Origin of the sequence: Thalassococcus arenae (assembly GCF_019104745.1) — a bacterium.
Classification (GTDB): domain Bacteria; phylum Pseudomonadota; class Alphaproteobacteria; order Rhodobacterales; family Rhodobacteraceae; genus Thalassococcus_B; species Thalassococcus_B arenae.
On the sequence record NZ_JAHRWL010000003.1, the window covers coordinates 79,097 to 99,390 of the forward strand.

The 20,294-nt window shown below is 62.9% G+C and carries 18 protein-coding genes; 11 read left to right on the forward strand and 7 right to left on the reverse strand.

What is annotated here, in order from left to right; all coding sequences use genetic code 11:
* Positions 1-6: 6 nt before the first annotated feature.
* Genes KUH32_RS17410 through KUH32_RS17420 form a run of 3 tightly spaced genes read left to right on the forward strand, consistent with a single transcriptional unit; the run spans position 7 to position 3,017 of the window.
* Complete coding sequence (locus tag KUH32_RS17410) at positions 7-1,047, forward strand: ABC transporter ATP-binding protein (protein WP_217779936.1); 1,041 nt, start codon at positions 7-9, stop codon at positions 1,045-1,047.
* A gap of 9 nt (positions 1,048-1,056) precedes the next feature.
* Positions 1,057-2,334 carry an amylo-alpha-1,6-glucosidase gene (locus KUH32_RS17415; RefSeq protein ID WP_217779937.1) on the forward strand — a complete coding sequence of 426 codons (1,278 nt, stop codon included), beginning with the start codon at positions 1,057-1,059 and terminating at the stop codon, positions 2,332-2,334.
* Positions 2,331-3,017 (forward strand): D-lyxose/D-mannose family sugar isomerase, encoded by a 687-nt coding sequence (locus KUH32_RS17420; RefSeq protein WP_217779938.1) that lies wholly within the window; start codon positions 2,331-2,333, stop codon positions 3,015-3,017. The genes KUH32_RS17415 and KUH32_RS17420 overlap by 4 nt, the downstream gene beginning before the upstream one ends.
* A 203-nt stretch (positions 3,018-3,220) precedes the next feature.
* Here the strand turns inward: KUH32_RS17420 and KUH32_RS17425 are convergent, their stop codons facing one another.
* From KUH32_RS17425 to KUH32_RS17440, 4 genes are all read right to left on the reverse strand, one after another.
* Entirely contained in the window at positions 3,221-4,540 is a 1,320-nt protein-coding gene (locus KUH32_RS17425) for an MFS transporter (protein ID WP_217779939.1), read from the reverse strand.
* Between the two features lie 72 nt (positions 4,541-4,612).
* Positions 4,613-5,896, reverse strand: a complete 1,284-nt coding sequence (locus KUH32_RS17430) for a TRAP transporter large permease (RefSeq protein WP_217779940.1) — start codon at positions 5,894-5,896, stop codon at positions 4,613-4,615.
* Between the two features lie 9 nt (positions 5,897-5,905).
* Positions 5,906-6,433 (reverse strand): TRAP transporter small permease, encoded by a 528-nt coding sequence (locus tag KUH32_RS17435; RefSeq protein ID WP_217779941.1) that lies wholly within the window; start codon positions 6,431-6,433, stop codon positions 5,906-5,908.
* Between the two features lie 58 nt (positions 6,434-6,491).
* Positions 6,492-7,475, reverse strand: coding sequence for a TRAP transporter substrate-binding protein (locus KUH32_RS17440; protein ID WP_217779942.1), 984 nt, complete (start codon positions 7,473-7,475; stop codon positions 6,492-6,494).
* Positions 7,476-7,759: 284 nt separating this feature from the next.
* On the opposite strand from KUH32_RS17440, the gene KUH32_RS17445 reads away from it, so the two are divergent.
* Positions 7,760-8,440 carry a GntR family transcriptional regulator gene (locus KUH32_RS17445; RefSeq protein WP_217779943.1) on the forward strand — a complete coding sequence of 227 codons (681 nt, stop codon included), beginning with the start codon at positions 7,760-7,762 and terminating at the stop codon, positions 8,438-8,440.
* A gap of 22 nt (positions 8,441-8,462) precedes the next feature.
* Here KUH32_RS17445 and manD read toward each other — a convergent pair whose 3' ends face one another.
* From manD to KUH32_RS17460, 3 genes are all read right to left on the reverse strand, one after another.
* Positions 8,463-9,689 (reverse strand): D-mannonate dehydratase ManD, encoded by a 1,227-nt coding sequence (gene manD, locus KUH32_RS17450; protein WP_217779944.1) that lies wholly within the window; start codon positions 9,687-9,689, stop codon positions 8,463-8,465.
* A 22-nt stretch (positions 9,690-9,711) separates the two neighbouring features.
* A complete protein-coding gene (locus tag KUH32_RS17455) occupies positions 9,712-11,091 on the reverse strand; it encodes an MATE family efflux transporter (protein WP_217779945.1) in 1,380 nt (459 codons plus the stop codon).
* Between the two features lie 99 nt (positions 11,092-11,190).
* Positions 11,191-11,883 carry a GntR family transcriptional regulator gene (locus tag KUH32_RS17460; protein WP_217779946.1) on the reverse strand — a complete coding sequence of 231 codons (693 nt, stop codon included), beginning with the start codon at positions 11,881-11,883 and terminating at the stop codon, positions 11,191-11,193.
* Between the two features lie 315 nt (positions 11,884-12,198).
* On the opposite strand from KUH32_RS17460, the gene KUH32_RS17465 reads away from it, so the two are divergent.
* From KUH32_RS17465 to KUH32_RS17495, 7 genes are all read left to right on the forward strand, one after another.
* Positions 12,199-13,302, forward strand: a complete 1,104-nt coding sequence (locus KUH32_RS17465; RefSeq protein WP_217779947.1) for an ABC transporter ATP-binding protein — start codon at positions 12,199-12,201, stop codon at positions 13,300-13,302.
* A complete protein-coding gene (locus KUH32_RS17470; protein ID WP_217779948.1) occupies positions 13,299-14,294 on the forward strand; it encodes an ABC transporter permease in 996 nt (331 codons plus the stop codon). Before KUH32_RS17465 ends, KUH32_RS17470 begins: the two co-directional genes overlap by 4 nt.
* 13 nt (positions 14,295-14,307) lie before the next feature.
* Positions 14,308-15,189, forward strand: a complete 882-nt coding sequence (locus KUH32_RS17475; protein WP_217779949.1) for a carbohydrate ABC transporter permease — start codon at positions 14,308-14,310, stop codon at positions 15,187-15,189.
* Between the two features lie 26 nt (positions 15,190-15,215).
* Positions 15,216-16,781 carry an extracellular solute-binding protein gene (locus tag KUH32_RS17480; protein ID WP_254899268.1) on the forward strand — a complete coding sequence of 522 codons (1,566 nt, stop codon included), beginning with the start codon at positions 15,216-15,218 and terminating at the stop codon, positions 16,779-16,781.
* 82 nt (positions 16,782-16,863) lie between these two features.
* Complete coding sequence (locus KUH32_RS17485; protein WP_217779950.1) at positions 16,864-19,221, forward strand: heparinase II/III domain-containing protein; 2,358 nt, start codon at positions 16,864-16,866, stop codon at positions 19,219-19,221.
* Positions 19,218-19,961 (forward strand): SDR family NAD(P)-dependent oxidoreductase, encoded by a 744-nt coding sequence (locus KUH32_RS17490; protein ID WP_217779951.1) that lies wholly within the window; start codon positions 19,218-19,220, stop codon positions 19,959-19,961. The genes KUH32_RS17485 and KUH32_RS17490 overlap by 4 nt, the downstream gene beginning before the upstream one ends.
* Before the next feature lie 20 nt (positions 19,962-19,981).
* On the forward strand, positions 19,982-20,293 hold the full coding sequence (locus tag KUH32_RS17495) for a cupin domain-containing protein (protein WP_217779952.1): 312 nt from the start codon (positions 19,982-19,984) through the stop codon (positions 20,291-20,293).
* Position 20,294 lies beyond the last annotated feature (1 nt).

The window sequence follows — 20,294 nt, forward strand, 5'->3', positions numbered from 1 at the left end:
CGAAGAATGGCCGAGATCCAGATCAAGAGCGTCGCCAAGAAATTCGGCGATTACCAGGCGCTTCACGACATCAACCTGACCATCGCCGACCAGGAATTCATGGTGCTTCTGGGCGCTTCGGGCTGCGGCAAGACCACGCTTCTGCGGATCGTCGCCGGTCTTGAAACCGCAACCACCGGCGAAGTCTGGATCGGCGGGCGCCGGGTGGACCACCTTGCGCCCAAGGATCGTGGGATCGCCATGGTGTTCCAGAACTATGCCGTCTTTCCGCACCTGACGGTGTTCGAGAATATCGGTTTCGGCCTGCGCATGCGCAAACTGCCCAACGCCGAGGTCGCGGCTCGGGTCGAACGTGTGGCGGGGTTGATGCATATCGACCAATTGCTGAAACGCTATTCCGGTGAACTGTCGGGCGGTCAGCGCCAGCGCGTCGCCGTGGCCCGGGCGCTGGCTATGGAGCCCGACGTGATCCTGATGGACGAACCGCTGTCGAACCTCGATGCGCTTTTGCGGATGGAAATGCGGGCCGAGTTGAAAGGCGTGCTGGCCGAAAGCAACACCACGGCGATCTACGTCACCCACGACCAGGTCGAAGCGATGTCGATGGCCGACCGGATCAGCGTCATGCACCAGGGAAAGATCGTGCAGGCCGCATCGCCGATCGAGGTCTACCGCAATCCCGCGGCGGAATTCGTGGCCAGCTTCATCGGCAACCCGCCGATGAACTTCCTGCCTGCGCAGTCAAAGGGCGACGGCAAGTGGAGCGTGGCGGGTCAAGTCATCGACGGTCCGAAAACGGGCAAGCCGCTGACCTTTGCGATCCGTCCCGAAGACATGCGCCCGGCCTCCACCGGGCTGACGGCGACGGCCAAGGTGGTGGAACCGCTGGGTGCGTATCTTCTGGTCACCTGCGACGTGGGTGGCGCGTTGTTCCGCGCGGTTTTGGACAGCGACACGCCCGTCAAGCCCGGCGACAGGCTGACGCTTGCGCCGCAACCCGACCGGGTCCGCTGGTTCGATCCCGAAACCACACTGGCCGTTGCCTGAGGAGAACCCATGAGACAGGACCTGATCGAGCAAGCGCGCGGCGTGCTCAGGCGCAACGACCGCGGTGCCTATACCGTTCCGACGCACGGCCTCTACCCGTTCCAGTGGAACTGGGACTCGGCGCTGAGTGCGCTTGGCTTTTCGCATTTCGACGAGGCCCGAGCCTGGACCGAGATCGAGACGTTGTTCGCCCACCAATGGGCTGACGGCATGGTGCCGCACATCATCTTTCACCAGCAGGACGACGGCTATTTTCCGGGACCAGACGTCTGGGACACCGGTCGGCCGGTGCCGACCTCGGGGATCACGCAACCGGCCGTCGCGGGTTTTGCCATACGCCGGATCTTCGACCGTGCAGGCAACCGCACCCTCGCGGAACGCAAGGCCCGTGCACTGCTGCCGCGCGTTCATGCCTGGCATCAGTGGTTCTATCGCGACCGCGACCCGCAGGGCACGGGGTTGGTGGCGATCCTGCATCCCTGGGAATCCGGGCGCGACAATTCGGTCGATTGGGACGACGCGTTCGACCGCGTGCCCACCGACGGCGTCATGCCGTTCAGGCGCCGCGATACCGCGCATGCCAACCCGGCGCACCGACCGACGGACGAGCAATACAAGCGCTATATCTGGTTGGTGCAGCATTTCCGCAGCCTCGGCTGGGACAACGCGAAGCTGCACGATGCCTCGCCCTTCCGCATCGTCGATCCGGGTTTCAACGCGATCCTGATCCGGTCTTGCAGCGACCTGGCCGGCCTCGCCGAAAAGCTGGGCGAGATGGAAATCGCCGAACAGTCACGCGCCTTTGCCACGCGCGGCATCGCGGCGATGGACACTCTGTGGAACGGCAAGCTGGGCCAGTACGCGTGCCAGGACCGGGCGCTTGGCGCGCTGATCGACAGCCCGTCCATCGGCGGGCTGCTGGCGGCTTTCTGCGCCATTCCCGAACATCGCGCCCAAGCGATCGCCGAACGGATCGGGAAACTGGCCCAGAGCGCGCGGTTCCTGGTACCCAGCCACGATCCGGAGGCACCGGAATTCGACAGCCTGCGCTACTGGCGCGGCCCGGTGTGGCTGATCGTCAACTACATGATCGCCGACGGGTTGAAGAACGCCGGGCAACGGGCGATGTCCGAACGGATCTTTTCCGATTGTATCCGGCTGATCGAGGAAAGCGGCTTTGCCGAGTATTACGATCCGATCACGGCCGAAGGCTGCGGCGGCGGAGACTTTACCTGGACGGCGGCAATGGTGATAGAAATCCTCAGCACGCAGAAGGCCCCGGCATGAAACGCTCGCGCATCAACGAAATCATGGCCGCCGCGGACGACATGATCCGCCGGTACGGCTTTACCCTTCCGCCTTTCGCGTATTGGACCCCCGACGAGTTCAAGGCGCGCAAGACCGACGCACGTCATGTGATCGACGCCCGCTGCGGATGGGACATCACCGACTACGGCGCGGGGCGTTTCGACGAGATGGGGCTTTTCCTGTTCACCTTGCGCAATGGCTTGCTGGCCGATCTCAGGCGCGGCGGCGGCATGTGCTATGCCGAAAAGCTGCTGATCTCGCGACGCGATCAGCTTAGTCCGATGCACACGCATGTCATCAAGGCCGAGGACATCATCAATCGTGGCGGCGCGACGCTGGTGGTCGAGCTGTTCGGCTCGGACGACGCAGGCGGTTTCGCCGAAGACCGCGGCGGCACGGTCTGGTTGGACGGCATCCGCCACGACTATGCGCCCGGTGAAAAGCTGCGATTGGCTCCCGGTGAAAGCGTCACCTTGCGCCCCGGCGACTGGCACGCCTTCTGGGGCGATGGCGGCGACGTGCTGATCGGCGAAGTGTCGACCGTGAATGACGACGAGACCGACAATGTTTTCCGCGAACCGATCGGCCGCTTCGCCGAGATCGAGGAAGACGTTGCGCCGACGCATCTGCTGGTCAGCGACTACCGGCATCGGCTGGACTAGGGTGGTGTCGGCGGCCGCCTTCCCCAAAAGCCCGAAAAACGTCGCGCCACCCTCACGACGCCGGTTCGGCTATCCGCGGCCTGGCTATGGAGGAACTATGGCGCCCGGAAATCGGTGACGGCGATCTGCCCGGCCAATGGCCCGCTGTTTTTCGACAAGGCGGCCCCGATCGGATGGGATGAGCGGCGCGCCATGTTGCCGTTTCAGAACTTCGATGCCCATCTCGGATGGTGCTCATCGACTATCAGCGGATGGGAATGCCGCCGTTGCCCCTGCAGATGGGGATGGTCCAGCGGCAGGTTGTCGTGCCTGTGCTCGACCGTTTCGGGATCCTGCCCGGGCCAAACCCGCAGCGACACGACCAAACCCGCCGACGCCAGACTTGCCAGAAGGATCAACGCCGCGACCGGGCCGAATTGCGTCATCAGCCACCCCGACAGCGGATAGGTCAGCAGCCAGCAGGCATGGCTGAGCGCGAATTGCGCTGCGAAAAGCGCGGGCCGGTCTGCGGCATGGGCCGAACGCCGCAGCAGGCGACCCGACGGTGTCAGAACGGCGGAATACCCCAGCCCGATCAGCACCCAGGCGGCCAACAAGACGGACCAGGCAGGGCCAAGCACGGCGATCCAGGTCGCAGAGCCAACCAGGGTCACGATCATCAGCGCCGCTCCGCCGATCATGACCGGCCGGTCCGGCAGGCGGTCCAGCAGTCGCGGCAACGCCAGTGCCGCCAACATCGACCCCGCCCCGAACGCGAACATCGTCCAGGCCAACGCGCTTTCAGGCAAACCCAGCACGCCGCGCACCAGAACGACGGAATTTACCAGCACCATCGCGCCCGCGGCGGCCGCGGCAAGGTTCAATGCCAGCAGGCCACGCAGACGCGGTGTGGCCAGGTAGATCCGGATGCCGCGCGTGGTGCGATCGTAGATGCCGCGATGCGTTGACGGAGCCGGGTTGGGCAGCAGTACCGAGACCACCAGCAGTGCCGAAGCGGCAAACCCCACCGCCGTGCCCAGGAACAAAACGTTATAGCTCATGACCGCCAGCAAAAGCGCGGCAAGTGTCGGGCTGACGATGTTTTCCACATCATAGGCCAGGCGCGACAGCGAAAGCGCGCGGGTATAGCGCGCCTCATCCGTCAGGACATCGGGTATCGTGGCCTGGAACGTGGGCGTGAAGGCGGCGGAGGCCGATTGCAACACAAAGATCAGCCCGTAGACCTGCCAGATCTCGCTCACGAAAGGCAGGCAGACGGCAACGGCCGCACGGATCAGGTCAAGCGTCACCAGCGAAGCGCGGCGCGGCAGCCTGTCCGCAAAGGCGCCCGCGATCGGCGCGATGCCGACATAAGCGACCATCTTGATGGCAAAGACCGTCCCCAGCACCATCGCGGCGCGGTCGCCGGCCAGGTCGAAGGCCAGCAGACCAAGCGCCACGGTCGCAAGGCCGGTGCCCAGAAGGGCCACGATCTGGGCCAGGAACAGGTGGCGATAGGTGCGGTCGGCAAGGATCTCGATCATGGTCAGACCGACGCTACCCTTCCAGAGCGACGTCAACAATACGGAGGGCTCAAGACATCGGTCAGATGCGCCTCAGGACCCGATCAGCGATGGCAAGGTCAGCGAGATCGCCGGGACGAACGTGATCAGCATCAGCGCCACGAGGATCGCGATGTAGAAGGGCCAGATCGTTCGCACGGCCTTTTCCATCGGGAGCTTGCCCACGGCGCAACCGACAAACAGGCATGACCCGACCGGCGGCGTACACAGCCCCAGGCCCAGATTGACCAGCAGGATCATTCCGAACTGGTACGGATCGACCCCGATGCTGGCCGCGACCGGCAGGAAGATCGGCGTGCAGATCAGGATCAGCGCCGCCATGTCCATGATCATCCCCAGCACCAGCAGCACGAGGTTGATCAGCAGCAGGATCATGATCGGGTTGTCGGTCAACCCGGTCAGCAGGTCCACCGTCTTGTTGGGCACCCGGTAGAAGGTCAGCATGTAGGCGAAGGCACCCGCACAGGCGATCAGGATCATCACCATCGCCGTGGTGCGCACGGCCGATACGACCGCAATGCGAAACTTCTCGAGCGTGAGGCTGCGATAGACCAGCAGCGTGACGACGAAGGCATAGATCGCGCCGAACGCGCCGGACTCGGTCACGGTGAAGACCCCGGACAGCACACCACCGACGATGATGACGGCCGTCATCAAGCCGGGGATCGCCCCGACAAAGCTGAGCGCCAGCGCGGTCAGGCCCGGGAATTTTTCGGCGCTGTATCCCCGTCGCACGGCAACCAGGTAGGCGGCGACGGCAAGGCAAAGGCACATCAGCACGCCCGGCACGACACCGGACAGGAACAGCTTGGAGATGGAAATCCCGCCGCCCGCGGCGATGGCGTAGATGATCATGTTGTGGCTGGGCGGAATGATGATGCCAGCGATCGACGACGTGACCGTGACGTTCACGGCATAGTCCGCGTCATAGCCCTTTTCCTTCATCACCGGCACGAGGATCGACCCCAACGCCGAGATGTCGGCCACCGCCGAACCCGAGATGCCGCCGAACAGCATCGACGAGAAGACGTTGACGATGCCCAGCCCGCCACGCACCGCGCCCACTGCGGCCGAAGCGAATTTCACCAGCCGCATGGCGATGCCGCCGTGGAACATCAACTCGCCCGCGAAGATGAAGAACGGGATGGCCATCAGCGAAAAGACGTTGATGCCCGAGATGATCCGCTGAAAGCCGATCATCAGCGGCAAGCCTTCATAGGCAAAGGCGGCGATGGCCGAGATGCCAAGCGCAAAAGCCACGGGTACGCCGATCACGACGCAGAGCGCGAACAGGCCAAGCAGAACGAGAAGCCCCATGATCGGTCCTTACTGGATGGTGTCGCTGCGCAGGTCGCGCCCCAGCGCCAACCGAACCAGATGCGCCAGAGAAAATACCAGGATAAGCCCACCGCCGACGGTCAGCGGCAGCGACCGCAGTCCTTCCGGCAGCTGAATGAGCGGGATTTGCGAATCCCATTTGAACACGGTCAGCCGCGCGCCGTAGATCAACATCAGCGCCCCGAACCCGGCCATCGCAAGGTCCGTCACGATGACGAAAACCTTGCGCAGCCGGTCCGGCACCGCGCTGCGCAGCGCCGACACCGACAGGTGTGTGTGTTCATGCACCCCCACGGCGGCACCCAGAAACGCGATGACCATGACCAGCAAAAGCGCGGCCTGTTCCACCCAGGTCGGCGTCGCGTTCAAGACGTAGCGGCCGAAAACCAGCCAGCCGAATATCGCTGTCAGGACGACCATCGACACGCCGGTGATCAGCTTGCAAAGGCCCGCTATGCGGTCCAGCGCGGTATCCACCGGGGTCATGAAATCCGCGTGCGGTTTGGTGTCGTCCATCATGCGATCCTGAGCGAAGGGCCCCCGGCGGTGAAACCGCCGGGGGTGTCTGGCGATGTTATTCGGTCGCCTGGATCAGTTCGACCAACGGCCGAAGGTCGGGATTGGCGGCCAGGTACGCCTCGTAGACCGGGGCCATCGCGGCCTGGAACGGCGCCTTGTCGGCAATCTCGTTGGTCACCACGCCGGCCTTTTCGACCATCTCGCGGCTCGTCGCCTCGCGTTCGTTCCACAACTGCTGCTGCAGTGCGGCGGATTCCATCGCCGCCTCTTTCACCGCGGCCTTCATGTCGTCGGACAACGCGTTGTAGACATCGGCGTTGATGCAGACGCATTCGGGAATGATCAGGTGCTGGCTGAGCGAGTAGTATCCCGCCACCTCGAAATGGCCGGTCGATTCATAGGACGGCCAGTTGTTTTCCGCCCCGTCCACGACACCGGTCTTCAGCGCCTGGTACACCTCGGCAAAGGCCATCGGCGACGGGTTCCCGCCCAGTTGCGCGATCATGCCCGAATAAAGATCGTTGTTCATGACCCGCACCTTCATGCCGGCCACGTCTTCGGGCGTGTTGATCGGCTTGGTGCCGTTGTAGAACGACCGCGCTCCGGCATCGTACCAGGCCAGCGGAACCAACCCCTTGGCGGCCATGCCTTCGGCGATCATCGCGCCGGCCTCGCCGTTCAGGACGCGGAACATGTGCGGCACGTCCTTGAAGATGAACGGCAGCGACACGACGTTGGCTTCGGCGGCGATAGGGCCGATCGGGCCAAGGTTGAAATTGCCGATCTCGAGCCCGCCAAGGCGAACCTGTTCGATGGCGTCCGGCTGGCTGCCCAGCGTGCCCCCGTGGAACATCTGCAGGGTGATTTCGCCGCCGGTCTTATCGGCAAGCAACTCGGCGAACTTGTCCATCGCGACGGTGTTCGGATAGCCCTCGACATGGATGTTCCAGCCACGCCATTCGGCTGCCGACGAAGCGCTGCCCAACATTGTCAGCGCAGCAACCGCGCCGATGAGAAATGCCTTGGATGTCTTGTACATGAGGTCCTCCCTAGGATTTTGTTAACCAGGTCTTGCTCGGTCATGCCGCAACCCTGTTGACCAGGTTGTTCAGCGAACCGGTTCCGTGTGGCCGGGCCGACGACGTATGCGGCCTTGTCTTTCGCGAAGTGGAGACTAGTATCCCAGTATTGTCAAGTGCATTCGTTGCGGGTTGGCGACGTGCGGACTGTGTTCGTCACACACACCCGCGCCGCCAGAGTAGCACCGCCAACTTTCGCCGCTTGAGAAACCTGCTAGATACCGGCCTCAGGGAAAAGGAACCGATGCAGAAAACAGCAATGCCCCTGGTCTCGAAAACCACCACCGATATGGTGTTCGACACGCTTTACGAAGAGATCGCGTCGCTCGATCTGCTGCCCGGCACGCGCATATCCGAAGCCGAAGTTGCGACGCGTCTCGGCGTATCGCGCCAGCCCGTGCGTGACGCCTTCAACCGATTGGGAAACCTCGATCTCTTGCTGATCCGTCCGCAGCGCGCGACCGAAGTACGCGGGTTTTCGATGCCCAAGATCGCGAACGCGCGCTTTATCCGGTTGGCGGTCGAGCTGGAAGTGGTGACGCGGGCCTGTTCGGTCTGGGACACCCGTCGCGCCGACACGCTCGAAGCCAATATCGCCCGGCAGGCCGAGGCAATCGAGGCCGGACAGATCGACGCCTTTCACGCTCAGGACTACGAGTTTCACCGGCTGATCTGCGCGCTGAGCGGCTATCCCCTGGCCTTCGAAACCATCGAACAATGCAAGCGGTCGATCGACCGCCTGTGCGTGCTGAGCCTGAGCAAGGCGTATGAAGCTTCGGCGGTTCTGGAAGACCATCGCGAAATCGCCAGTGCGCTGGCCGGCCGAAGCGTCGACGCTGCGCGTGCGGTGGTCACGCGTCATCTGTCGCGGCTGGACGAAACGATCCGCGAAATCCACGAACGCCACGCCGAGTATTTCGAATAGGCAGCGCGGCGGCGCCACGGATTCAGTAATTCCACATCGTGCCATCCGGCAGCCGCACCACCGGATGGCTGCCCGGCTCATAGCTGTAGCGGGCGGCTTCGGTTTCGTCGAAATCAACCCCCAGGCCGGGGGCGTCGCTGACCAGGACCATGCCGTTTTCCATCCGGTGTTCCGAAGGAAACAGCGCGTCGCATTCCGGCGTGCCCAGCACGAGGTATTCCTGGATACCGAAATTCGGCGCCCAGGCGTTCAGATGTGCATGCGCTGCCATGCAGATCGGCGAATGGCTGGGCGCGCCGTGGAAACCGGTGCGCACATGGTGCAGGCCCGCCAGGTCGACGATCCGTTTCACCGGAGTGATCCCGCCGGCATAGGTCGCGGCGACCCGGATGAAATCGATCAGCTCGTCTTCGATCAACCTGTTGCAGTCCCAGATCGCGTTGAACACCTCGCCGATGGCGATGGGTGTCGTCGAATGCTGCCGGACAAGCCTCAGCGCGTCCTGATCTTCGGCCGGGGTCGGGTCTTCCATCCAAAACAGCCGCACCGGTTCGACCGCCTTGGCGAATTCCGCCGCCTCACGCGGCAGCAAGCGGTGATGCACGTCGTGCAGGATATGCAACCGAGGGCCGAACCGTGCCCGGATCTCGGCCAGCGCGTCGGGCATGAAACGCATGTAGCGGTCGGTTTCCCAGATTTCGAGCTTGGGCCGGATACCGGCGTAGTCGGTGATGTAATGCCGCCGGGCGCCCTTGTGTTCCGGCACGGCATAGCTTGCGGATGGCATGCCGGGGATTCCGCACTGGACGCGAACGGCCTGGTAGCCCTGTTCGACATACCAGGCGATGCTGTCCATCAGATCGTCCAGATCCGCTCCGGTGGCGTGGGCGTAGACCATGGCGCCCTCGCGGCTCTTGCCGCCGAAAAGCTGGTACAACGGCAGTCCCGCCAGCTTGGCCTTGATGTCCCACAGGGCCATGTCGATGGCACCCAGCGCCGCCATGGCGATCGGGCCACGCCGGAAATAGGCGCCGCGATAGAAGAACTGCCAGATGTCCTCGGAATTGCGGGGATCCATCCCGATCAGGTTTGGGATCAGGTAGTCGCGCAGGTAGGCGGCGGGCAGCGTTTCGCGATTGTTCAGCGTCGCGTCGCCCAGTCCGTAGACGCCCGCATCCGTCAGGATCTTGAGCGTGACATAGTTCTTGCCGGGTCCGCCCACAAAGACGCGTGCGTCTGTGATCTGCATGTCGAATCCTCCTTGGATCGGGTCATCCTGCCACCTCCGAGCGCTTCCAGTCACCGCGCAGCAGCCGACGGTGGAAAGCCGGAAACTTCACGAGCTCCTCCCACAGCATGATCGACAGCACCCAGACGGCGGCCCAGTCGAGATAGATCACCGCCAGTGCCGTGACAGGCACGCGGAACAGCCATTGCGACCAAAGGAAGATGTGCATGACATGCACGGTGTCGCCGCTGGCGCGCAGCGTGTTGCCGCAGATCGCGTTCGAGCCCTTGGGGAACGGCAATACCAGAAGAACGGGAAGAAAGCCGGCAAGGATCGTCACGGTTTCGGCGTCGAGGTCGGTGTAGATCGCGGCCGCAGACAGGCAAACCACCGCGTAGACACTGGCGACCGCCGCTGCCGCGACAAAGGCGCCGCGCCAGGCGCTGGCCAGAAACCGGTCAAGCACCGGCTCGGGGCGCCCCTGCCCCAGCAATTGCGCGACGATGATCCCCGTCGCCTGTGCCCACTGCATGCCAAAGGTGCCCGCGACCATGATCCAGGGCATGATCAGCGTCATCGCGGCGAATTCGTTGAGGCTGAGCCGCGCGAAGATCAGCGCACAGACGTGATTGGCGAAGTTGGCACTGATGAAGGTCGCCGCGATGGGCAGCGAAAAAACCACGTGCCATTTCAAGGCCTGCAAGAAACCGGCCTTGTGCCAACCGGCAACCCCGCGCAGATGTCCATCCAGCCGGCGCAGCTGCGACACGAGGAACAGCGCCTGGATACCGATTGCGATGGCGCTGCCCATCGCCGCGCCGGCCACACCGAAAGCCGGCAATCCCCACAGACCGTGGATCAACACGACACTCGCAACGACGTTTATCGGCACCGAAAGGCAATATCCGTACAGCGGCAAGCGCGTGCGACCGCAGCCATTGAAATAGCTCGACAGACATTGCGATACCGCTTCACCCAGGATGACCAGCGAAAAGATAGTCAGGTAGGACCACGCCAATTCCGCGACATCCGCGCTCGGCGCCATTGCATTCAGAAACCCGCGCCCGAACACCGCCAGCAACGCAAGCCCCACGGCCCCGAGGGCCAAGCTGACAACCAGGCCCGACGCCAGGGCGGATTTCATCAGGACGGGGTTCCGCGTGCCGAACACCTGTGCCGTGCGGATCTGCATCGCATTGGAAAATGCAAACACCACGCCCAGGACGAATCCCGCCGTCGTCGCAGCCAGGCCCATTGCCGCCAGAGCGGCTTCGCCCAAGGCCGATACAAGATAGCCGTCGATGACGACGGTCCCAAAGAGAAAGACCGCCTTGAGCGTCATCGGCCAAGCCAGCGTGAAAACGGCTCTGGCCGTAGGACCGCCATCAGCTTCGAGATCGGGGGCGTTTGATTGAAAGGACATCTGTCAGGTGTCAAAGGGCAAGGCCGCCACGCGACGGGCGTGACGGGAAGGGAAGGCCGCGATCACGCGGTCGATACACGCGATCGCACCGACCTGATGTCAGGCATCCGCTGGCTCGAAGTAATTCGCATTGATGCGCGCGATCTGTTCGATGGTTTCGTCCAGACGCGACAGGTGCAGCTTGCCGGCCCGCACCGCGGCATCCGGATCGTGCGCCTTGACGGCTTGGGCGATCGCCCGGTGGTCTTCGACCAGTTCGGGCATCCGTTCCTTCTTGGACAGGCTCAGACGGCACAGCCGGTCAACCTTGGATTTCTCCAGCATTATGACATCAAAGGCGAAATCCACGCGGGCGATCTCGCACAGGGCCTTGTGAAAGTCGTAGTCCAACTGCCCGAAGCGTTCCACATCCCCGGCGGCCACGGCCCGCTCCTGCCGGGAGAGTGCCGCATCCAGCCGTTCTGCGCCTTCGGTGTCGCACCGTTTCGCGGCGCAGCGCAGGGCTTCCATTTCGACCGCGGCGCGGACAAACCGGGCCTTTTCGATCTCGCGCGCCGAAAAACGGCGAACCTCGGTGGCGCGCTGCGGACGGATCAACAGCAGATCGAGATTGGCAAGCCTGCTGAATGCATCGCGCACCGGTTGGCGCGACACGCCGAAACGGGTGGCGATATCGGCCTCGGATATCCGGTCGCCCGGCCGCAACCGCAACGACGCGATCTCCTCGTAGAGGTAATCGTAGATATCGTCGACGCTGGTCCGCCGTTCACTGATCTGGGTCACATGCGCCATCTACTCTTCGCTTTCTTTCGATCATTCCCAAGGCTCCAGGTCGGAGTCGGCGGCCCGAAAACCGGCAGCATCCGGCCTTGGCACGCATCGCGTGCGAGGCACGGATCCGCGCCCCGTTTGCCGCCAGGCCCATCACGCTTTCTTGCCTCCAACATTTTTCCCTTGCTTTTCCGTTGCTTGAAGCGGGCGCTCTTTCCTTACAACAATTTCGACTAGTATACCAGTTAATTTACTAGTATCCCAGAAAGCATGCAGAGCGCGAATCATGCGTTCTACTGTGTGTGCTGCGAACCCGGCACATGAGAGGGAGGAACCATGGCTGGCGTAAGTCTCGATGGCATCGTAAAGGCCTACGGCGCGGTTCAGGTGGTCCACGGAATCGACCTGGAAGTCCGCGAAAAGGAATTCGTCGTTCTTGTCGGCCCGTCGGGCTGCGGAAAATCAACGACCCTGCGGATGATCGCGGGCCTTGAGGAAATCACCGACGGCACGCTGTCGATCGACGGTCGGGTCATGAACCGCGTGGCGCCCAAGGACCGCGACGTCGCGATGGTTTTTCAGAACTACGCGCTGTACCCGCATCTCAATGTCGCCGAAAACATCGCCTTCGGCCTGCGCATCCGAAAGGCGCCCAAGGCGGAAATCGCGCGCCAGATCAAGGAAGTCGGCGGCATTCTGGGTCTGACCGAATACCTTGACCGGCGTCCCGCCGACCTGTCCGGGGGCCAACGCCAGCGGGTCGCCATGGGGCGCGCGATCGTGCGCCAGCCCAAGGTCTTCCTGTTCGACGAACCGCTTTCGAACCTCGACGCCAAGCTGCGCACCCAGATGCGCGCAGAAATCAAGCGGCTGCACAAGCGGCTGGGCGCCACATCGATCTACGTCACGCACGACCAGGTCGAGGCGATGACGCTGGCCGACCGCATCGTCGTCATGCATGACGGGCGGATCGAGCAGATCGGCACGCCGATGGAGCTTTTCCTCAACCCCGCAAACACCTTCGTCGCCTCCTTTCTGGGTGCGCCGCCGATGAACATGGTCAAGGCCACGGTCGGCAATGGCACGGACCGGCCCGTGGCGGAATTCGACGGGCAGACCTTGGCGCTGCCCGAACTGCCCGCGCTGCGAAACAGCCAGGGCCGCGAGATCGTCGTCGGGATCCGGCCGGAATTCGCGACCATAGCCGACACCGCGTCACCCGGTCATGTCGCGGTCGAAGTCGATCTCGTCGAGACGCTGGGCTCCGAGGCGCTGATCCATGCAACCCTGGGCGACAAACCCTTTGTCATCCGCACCGAAACGGTCGGCAACATGCAGGCGCTGGACCATGTGACGGGCTTCACCGTTCCGCCGCACCTGATCCGCATTTTCGATGCCGACAGCGGAACCGCCCTGCCGGGTCAGGTGCACGAGTCATGAGCACCGAGACCGATCCGACGACGGGACGCACCGAAAAACTGGTGGTACGAGCCAGTGAATCCCAGCGTTTTCGCAGATCCGGCCGGATGGAGCGCATCGGAGATCACCTGAAACGGGAATGGCAGCTTTACGTGATGCTGCTGCCGACAATCCTGTGGCTGCTGGTCTTCCTGTACAAGCCGATGTACGGCCTTCAGATCGCGTTCAAGGATTACTCGATCTTCCGCGGCATCGCAGGCAGCCCGTGGATCGGGCTGGAGCATTTCGAGACGCTTTTTTCCAGCGAACAATTTCTCCGGGCGCTCAAGAATACCATCATCATCAGCTTCTACGGGCTGCTTTTCGGGTTCCCGGTGCCGATCCTGCTGGCTTTGATGTTCAACGAGGTGTTGAACCAGAGATTCAAGAAGACCGCGCAGACCATCGTGTACCTGCCGCACTTCATTTCGTCTGTCATCATCGCGGGCATCGTCATCACGGCGTTCTCGCCATCGGCGGGCATCGTGAACACGATCCTCGGCTGGTTCGGGATGGACTCGATCTACTTCCTGACCAAGCCCGAATGGTTCCGCCCGATCTTCATCGGGACCGGCATCTGGCAAGAGGCGGGGTTCCAGTCGATCGTCTACCTTGCGGCCATCGCGGGCGTATCACCCACGCTGTACGAAAGCGCGGTCGTGGACGGGGCCAGCCGCTGGCAGATGATGTGGAAGATCACCATTCCGTCGATCATGCCGACCATCATCATCATGCTGATCATCCGCATCGGCAACATCCTCGAAGTGTCGTTCGAGATGATCATCCTGCTGTACCAGCCGGCGACGTACCAGACCGCCGACGTGGTGAACACCTTCATCTATCGGCAGGGCATCCAGGGCGGCCAGTACGACTTTGCCGCCGCCGCCGGCCTGTTCAATGCGGTCGTGGCCTTCATCCTCGTGATGACCGCGAACACGATCTCCAAGCGCTACTCACGCACGTCGCTCTGGTGAGGGGGACCACCGAATGGCCAACATGAACCTCTACTCGCGCGGCGACAAGCTCTTCGTTATCGTCAACATGGTGCTGATCGCGCTGTTCACGATCTCGACGCTCTACCCGTTCATCTACATCGCGTCGCTGTCGATGAGCACCGGCTTCGAGGCGCGCGCCGGCAACGTGGTCCTGACGCCGGTGGACTTCACTGTAGAAGCCTACAAGCGCGTGCTGAGCGAGCCTCTGTTCTGGAGTTCGTACAAGAACACCTTCATCTACACGATCGGCGGCACGCTGATGAGCCTGGCGTTCATCATCCCCGGTGCCTACGCCCTGTCGCGCCCGCAACTGTACGGACGTCGGTTCTGGAACCTGATGGTGGCGTTCACGATGTGGTTCAACGCGGGCCTCATCCCGTTCTTCCTGAACATGCGGGACCTCGGCCTGCTGGACAGCTATTTCGGCATCATCATCGGCTTTGCCGTCAATGGCTTCAACATCATCCTTCTGCGCAACTTCTTCGAAGCGATCCCGCAATCCTTCGAAGAAGCCGCCCGGATGGATGGCGCGAACGAATTTCAGGTGCTCTGGAAGGTCTACGTGCCGCTCAGCAAGCCGGCCATCGCGACGGTCGCCCTGTTCTGCATCGTATCGCGCTGGAACGGGTTCTTCTGGGCGATGGTCCTGCTGCAGGACGAGGAAAAGATCCCGCTGCAGGTCTACCTTCGCAAGGTCATCACCGAACTGACCGACGACGAGAGTTTTGCCGCGACCCTCATCAACGCGCCCTACTCGGTCGAAACCGTCAGCGCGGCGATCATCGTCTGCTCGATCATCCCGATCCTGCTGATCTACCCCTTCCTTCAGAAATACTTCAGCAAGGGCATCCTGCTGGGTGGGGTGAAGGAATAACCATGCTTCGCAACAGGAGGAGACCAATGCGAAAACTCTCTCTTACACTGGCCATTCTGGGCACAACCGCCATCACGGCGCCCGCCCAGGCCGACGGGCATCTGCGCATCGTCGACGAGCCTCTGGAACTGACGATCCACATGCACTGGCCGCGCGCCCAGGGCTATGGCGTCAACGGCGACAGCAGCCAGATTTACCCCGTCGAAGAAAAGGCGCGTGAACTGACCGGCATTCATCTGATCGACGACACGTCCGGCAAGAACACCAAGGACAACAACGAAGCGATGAACCTGCTTCTGGCCAAAGGTGATCTGCCCGACATCGTCGGCGGCAACCGCATCCAGCAGCCGGTCAACCAGTACGGCCCCGAGGGCGCCTTCATCCCGCTGAACGATCTGATCGACGAACATGCGCCCAACATCAAGGCGTGGTTCGACGCACGCCCCGGCCTGCTGGACGCGATCTCTGCCTATGACGGCAACGTCTACTACATTCCCTACCTGCCGGACGGCAAATACGGCCGGGCGTGGTTCATCCGCCAGGACTGGCTCGACAAGCTGGGGCTCGAACAGCCGCAGAATGTCGACGAGCTCTACGAGGTGTTCAAGGCGTTCCGCGACCAGGACCCGAACGGCAACGGCCAGAAGGACGAGGTTCCCTACTTCGCCCGCGACTGGGAAGAGGTGCTGCGCCTGATGACCCTGTGGGATGCCCGGACCTCCGGCTCGGACACCTACCACGACTTCTACGTCAAGGACGGCAAGATCGCCCATCCCTATGCCGAAGAAGCCTATCGCGACGCGCTGGCCAACGTGGCCCAGTGGTATGCCGAGGGCCTGATCGACGCCGAAGTCTTCACCCGCGGCTCGTCCGCCCGGGACTACCTGCTGGGCGAGAACCTGGGCGGCGCGACGCATGACTGGTTCGCTTCGACCTCGGGCTACAATACCGCCCTGGCCGACAAGATCGAAGGCTTCAACTTCATCCCGTTCCTGCCACCGGCCTCGGCCAACGGCGTGCGGATGGAAGAGCACCGCCGCATCCCGATCAAGCCGGACGGTTGGGCGATCAGCTATGCCAACGAGCACCCGGTCGAGACGATCAAGTATTTCGACTTCTGGTTCACGCCCGAAGGCAGCCTGCTGGCAAACTTCGGGATCGAAGGCGTGCACTACGACATGGTCGACGGTGAGCCGATCTACAAGCCGGAAATCCTTGAAAGCGGCCGTGCGGTCAACAGCCAGATGTACGAGATCGGCGCGCAGATCTACCGCGGATATCCGCAGGACTACCGCTACGAATGGCAGTGGACCCGTGAATCCGCGCGCGAAGGGATCGAGCTGTACGACCAGCACGATCTTCTGGTCGATCAGTTCCTCGGCGTCGCCTTCAACAGGGACGAACAGGCGGTCTATGACCGGTACTGGCCGTCGATCCAGACCTACATGCTGGAGCGGCAGCAAGCCTGGGTTCTGGGTACCGGCGACGTCAAGCAAGACTGGGACGACTACATTACCGCCATCAACAAGATGGGCATGCAGGAAGTCCTCGACGTCATGAACACTGCCTACAAACGGCAATACGGCGGCTGACACACTCCCCAGCCACCTCGGGCGCGGTCGCTTGCCGGCCGCGCCCGAAATCAGACCCCTGCGAATACGGAAAGCCAACCAGATGCTCGCCAAGACCCTTCCCGCTCTCGATGAACCCAAGGCGGGCCGGCTGACGATCCAGTACGCCCCCGACGCGGGTCGCGAGATCGTCGAGAACCCGCCACGGTTCACCTGGCTGCCGGTGATCGAGGACGAAGCGCATTACGTCCTGCGTATCTCGACCGATCCGGCATTCCCGGTCAAATCCACCCAGTTCCACTCCGCCATCCCGCTGAATTTCTTCACCCCGGACATGCCGCTTGCGCCGGGCGACCATCACTGGTCCTACGCGGTCTGCGATCCCGAGACCGGAAAACCGGTCACGACCTGGAGCACGACCCGTTCGTTCACCATCGCCTCGGGCCTGCCCGAAACGCCGCTGCCCGCACGCGCCACCCGCCTGAAGGACGCGACCCGCGCCCATCCCCGACTGTGGCTGACGCCCGACCGGCTGGACGCGTTCCGCGCGGCGGTCAAAACCGATCCCGGCCATTGCACGTGGTCGACCTTCTACGAAAAATCCGTCCTGCCCTGGATGGACCGCGAGATCATGGCCGAGCCCGCGGGCTATCCGGACAACAAGCGCGTCGCGTCGATCTGGCGGAAAACCTATATCGATTGCCAGGAACTGCTCTACGCGATCCGTCACCTCGCCGTCGGCGGCGCGGTGACCGGCGACGACAAGATGCGCGCCCGTGCCAAGGAATGGCTGCTGTCCGCCGCGCGCTGGAACCCGGCAGGCACCACGTCGCGCGCCTATACCGACGAATGGGCGTTCCGGGTGAACCTGGCTCTGGCCTGGGGCTACGACTGGCTGCATGACCTGCTGGACGACAGCGAACGCGCATTGGTGCGCGATGCATTGCTGGCGCGCACCCGCGAGACCGCCGATCACGTCATCCGAAATGCCAGGATTCAACTGTTCCCTTTCGACAGCCACGCCGTGCGCGCGGTCTCGGCGGTCATCGTGCCAGCAGCCATCGCATTGCTGGACGAGGCGGACGAGGCCGAGGACTGGCTGCACTATGCCATCGAGTTCCTCTCCACGGTCTATTCGCCCTGGGGTGACAGCGATGGCGGCTGGGCCGAGGGGCCGCATTACTGGATGACCGGCATGGCGTATCTGATCGACGCCGCCAACCTGCTGAAAGGCTATGTCGGCTTCGATCTCTACCGGCGGCCATTCTTCCAGAAGACCGGGGATTTCCCCCTTTACACCAAGGCACCCGACACCCGCCGCGCCACCTTTGGCGATGACAGCACCATGGGCGACCTGCCCGCGGTCAAGATCGGCTTCAACCTGCGCCAGTTCGCAGGGGTCACGGGCAACGGCGCCTACCAGTGGTATTACGACGAGATCACCCGCACCAATCCCGGCACCGAGATGGAGTTCTACAACTGGGGCTGGTGGGATTTCCATTTCGACGAGATGACTTACCGCTCCGATTTCCCGCAGGTCGAGGCCGCGCCGCCGGATAGCGGCCTGCGCTGGTTCAAGGGAATCGGCTGGGTCGCGATCCAGCACGACATGGACAAGCCCGACAAGCACATCCAGTTCGTGATGAAATCCTCGCCTTACGGGTCGATCAGCCACAGCCATGGCGACCAGAACGCGTTCTGTCTCGCGGGGTTCGGCGAAGATCTCGCCATCCAGTCGGGCTGGTACGTGGCGTTCAATTCGACCATGCATCAGAACTGGCGGCGCCAGACGCGATCCAAGAACGCCATCCTGATCGATGGCAAGGGGCAGTATTCGGGCAAGGACAAGGTCCAGGCGATGGGCGCGACCGGCCGCATCGCCACAGCCGAAGACAGGGGCGACCACATCTATGTTCGCGGCGATGCGACAGCGGCATACCGCAGCCTCACGCCCGAGGTCACCAGCGTGCTGCGCGACGTCTATTTCGTGAACCGCGAATACTTCGTGATCGTAGACGCGGTTGATGCCGACAGCCCGGTTTCGATCGACTGGCTGTTGCACGCCAACGCACCGATGACACTGGGCAACAGCACGTTCCGGTATTCGGGCGAAAAGGCCGGCTTTTACGGGCAGTTCCTGTGGTCCGAAGCAGGAACCCCCGAGCTGTCGCAGTTCACCGGCTTTTCCGATGTCGATCCCGCCGAGATCGCGGGTCTGGCCGAAAGCACCTGCCTGACCGCGCGCTTTCCCAAGGCCACGCGCCACCGGATCGCGACCCTGCTGGTGCCCTATCCGCTGTCCGCTCCGCGCCGCGTCTTCAGCTTTCTCGACGACCAGGGCTACGACTGCGACCTCTATTTCACCGATGCCGACGACCGCAGCTTCAAGGTCGTTGTTCCCAAGACATTCGATGTCGGCGCCAAGGCCGGCGGACAAACCGACAGGAAGGACAAGACATGAAACTGGCAGGACAAAGCGCGATCATCACGGGCGGCGGGCGCGATATCGGCCTGGCCGTGGCCCTGAAACTGGCATCCGAAGGGGCCAGCGTCGCGATCAACTACTTCTCCAGCGGAACCGGCGCCGACGAGGCGGTGAAAAAGATCACGGCAGCCGGTGGCAAGGCCTTCGCCATGCAGGGTGATCTGACCAAGCAGGATGATGTCGATGCGCTCGTGGCCAGGACCGTGTCGGAATTCGGCGGGGTCAACATCCTGGTGAACAACGCCGGAGGGCTCGTGGCCCGCAAGACCATCGCCGAAATGCCGCTGGATCACTGGCGGACGGTGATGGACCTGAACCTGACCAGCACCTTCATGATGACCAAGGCGGCGCTGGCGCACTTGAAATCCGGCGCCATCGTCAATCTCGCCAGCCAGGCCGCGCGCGATGGCGGCGGGCCCGGTGCGGTGGCCTACGCCGCATCGAAAGGCGCGGTGATGACCATGACCCGTGGGCTGGCCAAGGAACTGGGGCCGGACATCCGGGTCAACGCGCTTTGTCCCGGCATGATCGACACCGATTTCCACAACGTCCACACACCCGATGCCGGCCGGCGCGGTTACGAGGCGAACGCGCCGCTCAAGCGGCAGGGCACGACCGAGGACACCGCGAACCTTGTCCTGTTCCTTGCTTGCAGCGACAGCGCCTTTATCACCGGCACCAATATCGACATCAACGGCGGAATGCTGTTTTCCTGACACCCGTGGGAGGATCGCAAATGTCCGGATTTCCAATCGTGCCGACCGGTGAAAACGTCACCCGCCAGGTTCTGTCCGACCATCCCGAACTGATGGTGGTCGCATTTCGTTTCGGCGCGAGGGGAGCCACCGGCGATCCGCACAGCCATCCGCACGTGCAATCGACCTACGTCGAAAGCGGTCGCTTCCGCTTTACCCTGGGCGAGGAGGAACGCGAGGTCGGCCCGGGTGACAGTTTTGTCATTCCGTCGGGGTTGACCCACGGTTGCGTCTGTCTGGAACCCGGCACGCTGGTGGATTGCTTCACGCCGCGCCGCGACGATTTCCTGTAGG

What these genes read in the sequence shown, in the direction of transcription:
- KUH32_RS17470 (WP_217779948.1), top strand. Translation starts at nt 13,299, where the DNA reads ATGAGCACCGAGACCGATCCGACGACGGGACGCACCGAAAAACTGGTG.
- KUH32_RS17455 (WP_217779945.1), bottom strand. Translation starts at nt 11,091, where the DNA reads ATGTCCTTTCAATCAAACGCCCCCGATCTCGAAGCTGATGGCGGTCCT.
- KUH32_RS17435 (WP_217779941.1), bottom strand. Translation starts at nt 6,433, where the DNA reads ATGGACGACACCAAACCGCACGCGGATTTCATGACCCCGGTGGATACC.
- manD (WP_217779944.1), bottom strand. Translation starts at nt 9,689, where the DNA reads ATGCAGATCACAGACGCACGCGTCTTTGTGGGCGGACCCGGCAAGAAC.
- KUH32_RS17460 (WP_217779946.1), bottom strand. Translation starts at nt 11,883, where the DNA reads ATGGCGCATGTGACCCAGATCAGTGAACGGCGGACCAGCGTCGACGAT.
- KUH32_RS17410 (WP_217779936.1), top strand. Translation starts at nt 7, where the DNA reads ATGGCCGAGATCCAGATCAAGAGCGTCGCCAAGAAATTCGGCGATTAC.
- KUH32_RS17465 (WP_217779947.1), top strand. Translation starts at nt 12,199, where the DNA reads ATGGCTGGCGTAAGTCTCGATGGCATCGTAAAGGCCTACGGCGCGGTT.
- KUH32_RS17475 (WP_217779949.1), top strand. Translation starts at nt 14,308, where the DNA reads ATGGCCAACATGAACCTCTACTCGCGCGGCGACAAGCTCTTCGTTATC.
- KUH32_RS17495 (WP_217779952.1), top strand. Translation starts at nt 19,982, where the DNA reads ATGTCCGGATTTCCAATCGTGCCGACCGGTGAAAACGTCACCCGCCAG.
- KUH32_RS17445 (WP_217779943.1), top strand. Translation starts at nt 7,760, where the DNA reads ATGCAGAAAACAGCAATGCCCCTGGTCTCGAAAACCACCACCGATATG.
- KUH32_RS17440 (WP_217779942.1), bottom strand. Translation starts at nt 7,475, where the DNA reads ATGTACAAGACATCCAAGGCATTTCTCATCGGCGCGGTTGCTGCGCTG.
- KUH32_RS17430 (WP_217779940.1), bottom strand. Translation starts at nt 5,896, where the DNA reads ATGGGGCTTCTCGTTCTGCTTGGCCTGTTCGCGCTCTGCGTCGTGATC.
- KUH32_RS17425 (WP_217779939.1), bottom strand. Translation starts at nt 4,540, where the DNA reads ATGATCGAGATCCTTGCCGACCGCACCTATCGCCACCTGTTCCTGGCC.
- KUH32_RS17415 (WP_217779937.1), top strand. Translation starts at nt 1,057, where the DNA reads ATGAGACAGGACCTGATCGAGCAAGCGCGCGGCGTGCTCAGGCGCAAC.
- KUH32_RS17480 (WP_254899268.1), top strand. Translation starts at nt 15,216, where the DNA reads ATGCGAAAACTCTCTCTTACACTGGCCATTCTGGGCACAACCGCCATC.
- KUH32_RS17420 (WP_217779938.1), top strand. Translation starts at nt 2,331, where the DNA reads ATGAAACGCTCGCGCATCAACGAAATCATGGCCGCCGCGGACGACATG.
- KUH32_RS17485 (WP_217779950.1), top strand. Translation starts at nt 16,864, where the DNA reads ATGCTCGCCAAGACCCTTCCCGCTCTCGATGAACCCAAGGCGGGCCGG.
- KUH32_RS17490 (WP_217779951.1), top strand. Translation starts at nt 19,218, where the DNA reads ATGAAACTGGCAGGACAAAGCGCGATCATCACGGGCGGCGGGCGCGAT.